The 11,215-nt window shown below is 57.0% G+C and carries 4 protein-coding genes; 3 read left to right on the forward strand and 1 reads right to left on the reverse strand.

Annotated features, from left to right (window positions below; genetic code table 11):
- Positions 1–12: 12 nt before the first annotated feature.
- The 3 genes from C7534_RS29765 to C7534_RS32445 all read left to right on the forward strand — a co-directional run bounded on the left by C7534_RS29765 (position 13) and on the right by C7534_RS32445 (position 10,540).
- Positions 13–9,528 carry a two-partner secretion domain-containing protein gene (locus C7534_RS29765; protein ID WP_109787984.1) on the forward strand — a complete coding sequence of 3,172 codons (9,516 nt, stop codon included), beginning with the start codon at positions 13–15 and terminating at the stop codon, positions 9,526–9,528.
- Complete coding sequence (locus C7534_RS29770; RefSeq protein ID WP_218278094.1) at positions 9,525–9,878, forward strand: DUF596 domain-containing protein; 354 nt, start codon at positions 9,525–9,527, stop codon at positions 9,876–9,878. The genes C7534_RS29765 and C7534_RS29770 overlap by 4 nt, the downstream gene beginning before the upstream one ends.
- 389 nt (positions 9,879–10,267) lie before the next feature.
- Positions 10,268–10,540 (forward strand): hypothetical protein, encoded by a 273-nt coding sequence (locus C7534_RS32445; protein ID WP_146206220.1) that lies wholly within the window; start codon positions 10,268–10,270, stop codon positions 10,538–10,540.
- Positions 10,541–10,705: 165 nt separating this feature from the next.
- Here C7534_RS32445 and C7534_RS29775 read toward each other — a convergent pair.
- Positions 10,706–11,215: transposase (locus C7534_RS29775; RefSeq protein ID WP_146206221.1), on the reverse strand; the 510-nt coding region annotated here is incomplete at its 5' end.

Here is an 11,215-nt window from a genome sequence, read left to right on the forward strand (position 1 = left end):
GAGACCTTCGACATGGACGCCCGCCAATACGCTTTCCTGAGCCGCCAGCCTTCTGCCGCAGTGCAATCGCGCGAGCACTTCTGGGGCATGCCCAAGCGCGGCTTGGCGTTCCTGTTGGCGAACGTGATGTTCTGGCAACCGATGTGGGCGCAGGCCGACGGCATCGTGGTGGCCACACCGGGCACCAGCCTCGGTCAGGCGGGCAACGGCGTGCCGATCGTCAACATTGCCACGCCCAACGGCACAGGGCTGTCGCACAACCAGTTCGTTGATTACAACGTCGGCACCCAGGGCGTCATCCTTAACAACGTGGCTGCGCAAACCGGTGCGACGCAGTTGGGCGGCATCATCGTCGGCAACCCGAACATGACCAACCGGGCTGCCGCACAAACCATCCTCAACGAAGTGATCGGCGGTAGCCCGAGCCAGTTGCGCGGTTACACCGAAGTCGCAGGGCAGTCGGCACGAGTGATCGTCGCCAACCCGTACGGCATCAGTTGCAACGGTTGCGGGTTCATCAACACGCCGCGTGTAACCCTGACCACCGGCAAACCGGTGCTGGATAACGGGCGCCTGGATCGCTTTCAGGTGGATCAGGGCAGCGTCACCATCGAAGGCGCCGGGCTGAACGCCAACAACGTCGACAGCTTCGAAATCATCACCCGCAGCGCGAAGATCAACGCCGAGATTCAGGCGAAAAACCTGACGATTGTGGCCGGCCGCAACGACGTCAACGCACAGACCCTCAACGCTACCGCGCGCGCCGATGATGGCAGCGCCAAACCACAACTGGCCATCGACAGTTCGGCGCTGGGCGGCATGTATGCCGGGGCGATCAAACTGGTCGGCACTGAAGCTGGGGTCGGCGTGAAACTGGCCGGCAATCTGGCGGCCAGTGGCGGTGACATCCAGATCGATGCCAATGGCCATCTGAGCCTGGCGCAGACCGCTGCTGCCGGTGCAGTCAACGTCAAAGCCGCGAGTCTCGAAGCCCAGGGACCGGTCTATGCCGGCGGCTCTGTCAGCGTACAAACCCAAGGCAACCTGACCAACCAGCAAAGCCTTGCCGCGAGGGACAGCATCGTTCTGAGTGCCGGCGGTCTGCTCACCAACAACGGCATCATCGAGGCCGGGGTCAATGCCGACAACAGCCGCAACAGCAGCGGTGACGTCAACGTCTCGACGCAGACGTTCACCAACAGCGGTCACAGTGTGATCGCCAGCCGTCACCTGACCGTTAGCGGCACCACTCTGAACAACGTCGCGGGCACCCTGCGTAGCCAACAAAACCTCACGGTGCAACTGAGCGGTGGCCTAAACAATACGCAAGGCCTGCTCAGCAGCGAAGCCTTGCTCAGTGTCAGCGCCGCCAGCCTGACCAACCGCTTGGGCAGTCTGTCCAGCGCTGGTCAGTTGAGCATTAGCAGCAGTGGCTTGATCGACAACCAGGGCGGTCAACTGGTGACCAATGCGGGCCTTAACCTGTCCAGCGCGAGCCTGGACAACAGTCAGGCCGGCAGCATCAGCGCCAAGGGCGCGCTTAACCTGTCCACCGGCGCTTTCAACAACAACACCGGCAGCCTGAGCAGTGGCAGTAACCTGACCCTCAGTGCCGGACAGGTCAGTAATCAGAACAGCGGGCGCATCGCCAGTGCTGGCGCCTTGAGCGCCAATGTCACTGGCCTGGATCAGCAGGGCGGTCAGTTGTTCAGCAATACCGGCCTGACCCTGGACTTGAACCACGGCCAGCTTAACAACACCAACGGCCTGATCACCGCCCCGATCCTGGTCCTGAATAACCTCAATGGCGTGGTCAACCAGGGCGGCGAAATCTCCAGCGCCCAGGCTTTCACGTTCGCGGCCAACAGCCTCGACAACAGTAACGGCAAGCTGCTCAGCAATCAGGGCCTGAACCTGCGCATCAACCAGGCATTGAGCAATATCAAGGGGCTGATTGCCGCCTCGGCCGTGGACGCCCAAGTCGGCAGCCTGGACAACAGTGGCGGCACCTTGACCAGCCGCAACGCCCTCAACCTGAACGTCGATGGCGCACTCAACAACCAGAACCAGGGGCTGATCAATGCGACCACGCAGCTGACGATCAGCAGCAGCGGCCTGAACAATCAGAACGGCTCCTTGCTCGGCAGTGCCATCGCCCTCGATTTCAGTGCCGCCACTGGCGACCTGAACAACGTGGGCGGGTTGATCACCACCGAAGGTGAACTGTCGGTCACTCACCTGCGGGATTTGAATAACCAGGCGGGCGAAATCTCCAGTAGTCAGAGCTTCACCCTGGCCGGTCGAACCCTGGACAACAACTCGGGCTACTTGATCAGCAAGGAGCAGATCGACCTCAACGCCGATAACCTGTTTAACCAAAACGGCTTGATCTCGGGTTGGCAGGGCTTGAGCCTCACCGGAGGCCGCCTCGACAACCAGAACAACGGCACGCTCTCCAGCCGCAATGGCGACGTCAACGTCGCCCTCCGTGGCGCCTTGCTCAACAACGCCAACGGTGCCTTGGTCAGCCAGCAGGCATTGACCGTCACTGCCGCCAGTCTCGACAACCGGGGCGGCATTCTCTCCAGCGGTACTGATCAAACCCTGACCATCAGCGGCGGACTGGACAACGGCCAGAATGGCCTGATCGACAGTGGCGCCACGTTGACCCTCAACGCCATGGCCTTGGGTAACGTCGCCGGGGCAGTCAATGCCCAGCAAGACCTCACCTTAAACGGCACCTCATTGGATAACACCAGCGGCAGTATCGCTGGCAATGGCGCGGTAACCCTCAACCTGCTCGGCATCCTGACCAACACCAATGGCAAGCTCGCCAGTGCCGGCCCTCTGCTGATTCAGCAGGCCAGTCAGATCAACAACCAGGGTGGGCAGATCGTCAGCCAAAGCCTGATGACGGTGTTGACCGGTGGTCTCGACAACAGCCACACAGGCACCGTTGCCGCCAGTGGTCCCTTGGTGCTGACCGCCAGTGGTGCGGTGCAGAACAACGCCGATGGCCTGATCTACAGCAAAAATGCTGACGTGCACCTGCACGCCGCGAGTCTCGCCAATGCCACCGGCACCCTGCAAAGCCAAGGTGCCTTGGCGCTGACCCTCACGGGCGACCTCGATAACCAGGGCGGTCGTGTCATCGCTCAAGGTGGCGACCTGACGCTCAATGCCGGCAACGTCGACAACCGGGGCGGTGTCCTCTCCAGTCTGACCGGTGCCGTCAGCGCATGGATGGCGGGCTGGTTGCACAACGGACAAGGCGGCATCGTACAAGGCCAGCGTCTGGACCTGACCGCGCAGCAGGGCATCGACAACACGGCGGGGCGTCTCGCCGCGCAAACCGGTGACGTGCTGATTCACACCACGAGCCTGAACAACAGCAACGGTGGCCTGTACGCCACCGGCCACGTCAGCGTCAGCGGCAGCAACCTGGACAACAGCAGCGGCCAGATAGCTGGCGATCAAATTGACCTGGCTCTGAGCGGTGCTCTCAGCAATCGCTTGGGCATTGTTGAAAGCGGCAGCACCCTGAGCGTGGCCGCCGCCAGCGTCGATAACCAGACCGGCAAACTCCGCGCGCTGGGCGCCAGCGGTAAAACCAACTTCCAAATCGGCGGCTTGTTCGACAACCAGAGCGGGACGGTGGAAAGCGCCAACACCGACCTGAGCCTGGTCGCCGGGAGTTTTCAGAACGCCAACGGCACGCTGTTGCACGTCGGCACCGGTACCCTCGACCTCGATAGCCGCCTCGCCATGGCGGCGGGTGGCAGCCTGGTCACGCGCGGTGCGCTAAGCCTCAGCGGTAACGGTTTGACCAACAGCAGTGTGATTCAGGCCGGACGCCTGACCCTTAACCTCAACAACTTCAATCAAACTGTCGGCGGCCAGTTGCTGGCCTCGGACAGTCTCGTCGGCACCGGGTCGAACTGGAACAACGATGGTCTGATCGCCAGTGATGGCAGCATCAACCTGAACCTGGGCGGTGCTTACGCTGGCAATGGACGTCTGAGTGCATCGGGCAATCTGACCTTGAACAGCGATCAGGTGTCCCTGAGCAGCACCGCCAGCATTGCCGGCGGTGGCACGACCACCCTCAATGTCGGTGGCCCGCTGACCAACTACGGTCGCCTGACCTCCACTGGCGACCTGATCGTCAATGCCGGCAGCGCCAGTAACTACGGCACCTTGGGCAGCACGCTGAACCTGAAACTGAACACCCCGACACTGCTCAATGAGCACGGGCTGATCTTCGCCGGGGGCGACCTGGTGTTGGGGGTCAACACCTTCACCAACCATCTGGCCGACGTCTACGGCCTGGGGGGCGTGAGCATTGGCGGGTATGGCGGCGCGGAGCGGGCGGCCAGTGTGTACAACATCGCCGCCAACATGGAAAGCGTTGGCGACTTCAGCCTCAAGGCTGCGGTGTTCGAGAACCGTACTGACGGGGCCACGAACTCGGCAGAGCGTGAGCTGACCTCCGGCTACATCGCCAACATCTGTGGTGACTGCCAAGGTGACGACTGGGTTGTGATGCTGGCTGCGCATGAGCTGTTCACGAGCGATGACAGCGACACCAGCGCGTCGGCCAGCCTGTCGGCGGGCAAGAATTTTAACTTCCTGGGCGGGACCTTCCTCAACAGCAAAAGTACTGTGAGTGCCGGCGGCGATATCACGATTCTGGCTGACAGCCTGCAAAACATCGGTTCCGTAGGCGGGACAATCGAGCGCACCCGTACCTACCAAATTAGCCTGAAAGACAACGCGATGAATGACTTCCTCGCCGACGTCATGACCCCCTACAACCAGCGCAACAACCCCGGCTTTCCACTGGTGTACTACATCGATGGCAACGGCGCAATTCGTAAGGCAATCGCTTCGTCGTACCTGGGGCGCGAGGGCGGTCATGACGGTGGCAGCTACGAGTTCGTCAAACTGACCGACACCGAAACCGGCCTGGTGATCAATGAACGCTATGGCTGGGGTTTCCCTCTGCCGGGCCTGAGCTACGGCTTCGAAGGACAAATCACGTCGCAGTACGACCCCAACAATTTAGTGGCGCTGCCGAGCCAATTAACCCAGCTTACGCCCATCACGGACATCGAAATCGCCACCGACAGCACGGGCGCCGCCAGCACCGGCACCGTACGTAACGCAGTGATTCAGGCCGGCGGCAACGTCAGCATCACGGCTACGCAAAACCTGGTCAACAGCGTGATTCACGAGGATTACGCGTACACCGACAGTGCCAGCAAAGTCCAGGATACCCAGGCCAGCACGGGCCCCCGCGTGCAAGTGCGGATCAATGCCCAACTCCCGCCGGACTTGGCGCAACAGCAGGTCGACCCTACAACGCTGCCGGGCTTCAGCCTGCCCAACGGGCAAAATGGATTGTTCCGCCTGAGTGGGCAAGACACCTCGACCGGGAGCACCGGTCCCCAGAGCTGGACCCTGGGCGGTGCCAGCCTGCTGACCGGTCAGCACCAGAATGCCGGCGCCAGCGTGGCCCGTGTCCAAGGCGTACCCACCAGCATTGGCGGTTCGCACCCTCAGAAGTACCTGATCGAAACCAACCCGGTCCTCACCGACCTCAAGCAGTTCATGAGCTCGGACTATCTGCTCGGCAACCTCGGTTACGACCCCGACCAAAGCGCCCGACGCCTGGGCGACGGGCTCTATGAGCAGCGCCTGATCCAACAGGCCATCGTCGCCCGTACCGGGCAACGTTTTATCGACGGCATGACTTCCGATGAGGCGCAGTTCCGCTACCTGATGGACAACGCCATTGTTAGCAAGGATGCGCTGAGTCTGTCGGTCGGTATCAGCCTTACCGCCGAACAAGTCGCAGCCCTGACCCACGACATTGTCTGGCTGGAAAGTGAAGTGATCGATGGCCAGACCGTGTTGGTACCGGTGCTGTACCTGGCCAACGCCAACAATCGCCTCGCCCCTAACGGCGCGCTGATCCAGGGCAGCGACGTCACCCTGATCGCCGGTAACGACCTGAACAACAGCGGCATCCTCAAAGCCACTGGCAACCTGTCGGCTGCTGCGGGCAACAACCTGGTCAACAGCGGTCTGGTGAATGCCGGTGGGCGACTCGACCTGTTAGCCGGCAACGACCTGACTAACAAGGCCGGCGGCATCATCGCCGGGCGTGACATCAGCCTCGGCTCGATTGCTGGCGATGTCATCAACGAACGTACCGTCACTTCCTATCAAAACAGCGTCAACGGTTACAGCCTGCAACGTGACTTCGTTGACAGTGCCGCACGCGTTGAAGCGGCTAACAACCTGACCGTTAGCGCCGGACGCGATGTCAACAACGTCGGTGGGGTGTTGCAAAGCGGGCGGGATACCACGATCAGTGCCGGACGCGACGTCAACATCACCTCGGCCCAGCAGATCGCCAGCAACGACCGCGGCGTCAATCTCAACGATTCAAGCATCAAGCACTACGGCGCCGAAGTCACGGCAGGACAGGACCTGAGTATCAAGGCCGGGCGTGACCTGACCGTGATCGGCAGCCAACTCAACGCCACCGGCAACGCGGCACTCGATGCGGGCAATGACCTGACGCTGGCCTCGGCGGCGGACGAGGAGCACAGCTACAGCAAAACCAAAAAGGTCACGGAACAGGAAGACCACGTTCACCAGCAGGGCAGTGGTGTAAAGGTTGGGGGCAACATCACGCTCAATGCTGGCAACGATCTGACACTGATCTCCAGCAACGTTGAGGCTGGTGGTGAAGCCTATTTGTCGGCTGGTAATCAACTGGCACTGCTGGCCGCGCAGGACAGCGACTACACGCTGTACGACATGAAGAAAAAGGGCAGCTTCGGCAGCGAAAAAACCCTGCGCGACGAAGTCACCGACATCAAAAACATCGGCAGCCAGATCAAGGCCGGGGGTGATCTGAGTCTGGTCAGTGGCGGTAATCAGCATTACCAGAACGCTCACCTGGAAAGTGGCAAGGACATCACCCTCGACAGTGGCGGCAGCATCACCTTTGAGGCCGTGAAGGACTCGCATCAAGAGAGCCATAGCAAGAGCAGCAGTAGCGCGGCGTGGACCAGCATGGAAAGCAAAGGCCAGGTGGACGAAACCCTGCGCCAGAGTCAGTTGACTGCCAAGGGCCAGACACTGATCAACGCGGTGGATGGTTTGCACATCGATGTCAAAGACATTAACCAACAAAGTGTCAGCCAGGCAATCGATGCCATGGTGCAAGCCGACCCAAGCATGGCTTGGCTGAAAGAAGTTGAAGCGCGCAACGACGTGGATTGGCGTCAAGTTCAAGAACTGCATGATAGTTGGGATGAAAGCCATTCCGGGCTTGGTGGTCCGGCAATGCTCATCGTCATTATCATCGTCGCCTACTTTACCGCGGGTGCGGCCTCCGGAGCTCTGGGGACCGCTGCTGGCGCAACCGCCGGCTCTTCGTCGGCCATGTCGGCAGGTCTTGCCGCGACAGCTTCCAGCGGTGCGGTGGCAGCGGGTTGGGCCAACGCAGCGCTGACTGCCATGATCACCTCGGCCGCCAGTACCGCGGCCGTCAGCACCATCAACAACAAAGGCAATGTTGGCGCGGTTTTCAAAGAAACCTTCAGCATCGACAACCTGAAAAACTACATCGTGGCCGGGGGGACGGCAGGTCTTACTGCCGGCTTCTTTAACGACTGGACCAGCACCACGACAGGGCCCGGCACCGCAGTGACCGACTCCACCAGCGGCGCGTTGGCTAATACCGGCAAGGTCGTTGTGTCCAATCCTGGCGGCCTGAGCAGTCTGCAAGGTATCGGTCAATTTACCGAAAACCAGTTACTGCAAAACTCCACTTCCGCTTTGCTCAACAAAGCCTTAGGGCGCGACGGTAGCCTAGGCGATGCCTTGCAAAACAGCTTGGTGAATGCGTTCACCGCTTATGGCTTTAAATTGGTAGGTGATATTGGGCTGGGTAACAACCTGCAAGAAAGCGGCTTGGCGAAAATTGGTCTGCATGCGCTGATGGGCGGCTTGGCCTCCGTTGCGGCTGGTGGGGATTTCAAAACGGGTGCCTTGGCAGCAGGGGTCAACGAAGTACTGATTGATGATTTAGCGTCGGCCTATGCCGGTCTTCCAAAAACTGAAAGGGATCAGCTGCTGGCGATGAACTCGCAGTTGATCGGCGTGCTCACCACTGCCGTTCAAGACCCCACCGCAGATATCGACAAGCTGCAGCTCGGATCTTCGATCGCGCAGAGCGGCACGCTGTACAACCGTCAGCTCCATGCAGATGAAGAGGATTGGATTAAGGGGCATGCGAAAGAGTTTGCTGAGCAAAATGGCATCAGTGAGGAAGTGGCAGCAGAGCGTTTGGGACAGCAAGCGGTCAAGGATGTCGACCTGCTATGGCGATCGATCCTGAGTGACGGCGACGACAGCGCAGCACAAGCATTCTTGAATGGCTCGGGGCAGACGTTCACAAACGAGTTAGGTGAACAGCAAGCGTTGTTTACCGCAAAGGGTAACCAGTTGTTCCGGCCGGAAATGTTCGGCGACATTGCAGATCCAAAATTTTATAAACAATTTGTTCAAAGTGGTGTAAGTCGCGATTTGAGTGCGGGGTTGCTCAAAGAGCTACAGGACTCAGGCGTTGCCATAAAAGATGGCGCGGTGGACTTGGCAAAATTAGCCAAAGAAAATCCCTTGGTTGTATTAAGCGGGCTGTGGGAGGGGGTGAAAGACCTTCCACAAAGCGTCATTGATGGCTTCGTTGAGAGTGGTAAGTCAATCGGCGAAGGCGCGGCGGCAAGCTTCAATGAAGACATCACCAACAAGCTAAACACCATTTATGGGCAGGACGTCCATACCGCGCAAACCACCTTGCTTGCTATTCGAACCCTCCTTGCCATCTTGCCAGCGGGTGCCACCGCGAAAGCCGGTGGGAAATTGACCGAAGCGGCCGCCGAGGCTATAAGTAAAAAGCTGGATGAGGTGATTGAGCGTTTAGCGGCACAGGAGCTTGTAAAGGATGGTGCAAAAGGAAGTTCGATAGTTGATGCCGAAAAAGATGCATTAGCTCGTATAGCGCAGAACCCCAAAGGCTCTGATATAACAGGTAAGCAGCCTGGGGCAATTCTGCAGCAGCAATCTGATAACCGAATTAGCGATCTGGTATCGCAGTACAATAGCCCAAGCCTTCAACCAAAGGACTTTCAACTGAGTATAGGTGGGAAGACGTTCCAAGCTGATCCTCAGCTTAGTGTTGGTGCCCCAGTTTATTCTGGTACTACAACATCAGATGTAATGAGCTATTTTAGACAGTTAACAGGAGCTGACAATATGCCCGCCGTAAGGTCGATTCCTGGGAAAGGGGATGTTTATGCTGCGACTATTACTTCTGGAGCTAACGCAGGTAGTAAAATCACCTTGAGGAATTTTTCTAATTCAACTAAGCAGTCAGGTGCAGCCTGGACTATAGATGTAATCAATTCATCTATTAATTCTGGAAAGCGAATCGAGATTAAATTTAAATGAATATCGATTTTTTGTGTTCCGCTGTGTTGCGTAGTTCGTTCGGGCTCTCAATGGGGTCGATCTGGCAGCACTTGGGTGTGGAGCTTTCTAGCTTAAAAATAAGTGATGAAGAAAGAGCGGAGATTTTCCTAGAAATACTGAGGCGCTTAATGCTTGGAGGGAATTTAAAGCTAGCCTTAAATGGAGAATATCTCTCTGGTAGTGTTAATGAACAAATCGAAATTATCAAGCTCGCGTGGCCTATTTGCCCTGAAGAAGATGATCTTGACGGCTTTGGGTTTTGGTTTTTAACTACTGCCCCGGCAGGAGTAGTATGGCTTACGCCTGAAGGTCAGGAGGTATGGACATAAGGTGCAAAAACAATCGATGATTCTGTCGCCTATACAAAGTGGTAGGACAATGTTGCTCAGCCCAAGACTCTAACTGATAGAGAGGCTAGGGCTTGGTACTTATCTAAAGAGGAAGAAATTCCCAGCCGAATTGATGCAGGATTGTCGCTGGAAGATCAGGCTAAACAGGCGTTTGCCATGAGGAATGATTTAAGATCTACAGCTTGAGAATTAATGTCTAACAGAGATTTGGCCGATTCGTTGAATAAGAGTGATCCCAATAGGACATGGTCGGAAATCGTTAATAAATACTCGTCGCAAGGTCTTTCTGGCGATGATTTGTGGCGCAAGATTATCGAAAAATCTCAGTCGTCTAGAGCAAGCGTTAATGATGGGTTGGGGGTGTGAATATGAATTGTTTTTCTGAGTCTAGTTCCGATTTCAGTTATTTTGTTTTTTTTCATGAATATGAAGAAGAAAGCTTTGAGCAGTTTGTTGGTGTTGTTTTGAGAACTCTAAATGCAGAAGAGATAAAGCGTGAGCAAGGTCCTTACTCAATTCTGGTTACTACTGAGTACGCAGGGCATAGACTTATTTTTACAAGTGGTTCATTCGAGGGGTGCTTCATCTCTATAGATAAAAGTGAGGCATGGCTAGCGAAGAAAATAATAGAAGCTTTCTGATTTGGCTAGTTGGTGCAAAAGATCTCACAACGAATCTTTCAGAAGTCTGGAATCTTAAGCCGACTCAACAGGGGGTGGAGATTGAGTCGTACCTTACTAAAACCGAGTATTCACTAGGAGAAATGTAGGAAAAATGGGGACGGATTCTGAGAGATCCCCACAAAACTAGTCCAACGCCTGCGCCTGTTGATGCACCTCGTTTCGCAACGCGCGCTCAAGTCGCTCTAAGGTTTTTCGAGATTTTGAGCCGCTTCCGCTGCGCCAGTATTCCAACCCAAGTCGCCATAGCGACAACACCCTCCGTCGTTTGAGGCTATTGCTTTGAAAGCGATGTTCATGACCTGCTTCGCGAGCCTGTAACCCGGTTAAACAGATAATGTAGTTGGCCAAAGTCGAGACCAGTAACAGCCCTTCAATTCGGCGTGGGCAGCGACTTCGATGGTGAGTTATGCCAATGCCAAAGTGCTCGCTTTTTACATCCCGGAAACCTTCTTCTATCTGCATCCGTTGCTTATAAATCGCCACGATTTTCGATGGATTCCATTGATCCTCCGGCAGATTACTGGCCAGCAACCAAGGTTCTCGTTCACGATTGGCCGATTGCCTGCTGAGTTTGTTTTTGGCGATTGATCCGGTGACGCGCTGGTGCTTTCGCCCCTTGGCTCGGTGCCTGAC

It is taken from the genome of Pseudomonas sp. OV226 (genome assembly GCF_003148705.1).
Taxonomy (GTDB): domain Bacteria; phylum Pseudomonadota; class Gammaproteobacteria; order Pseudomonadales; family Pseudomonadaceae; genus Aquipseudomonas.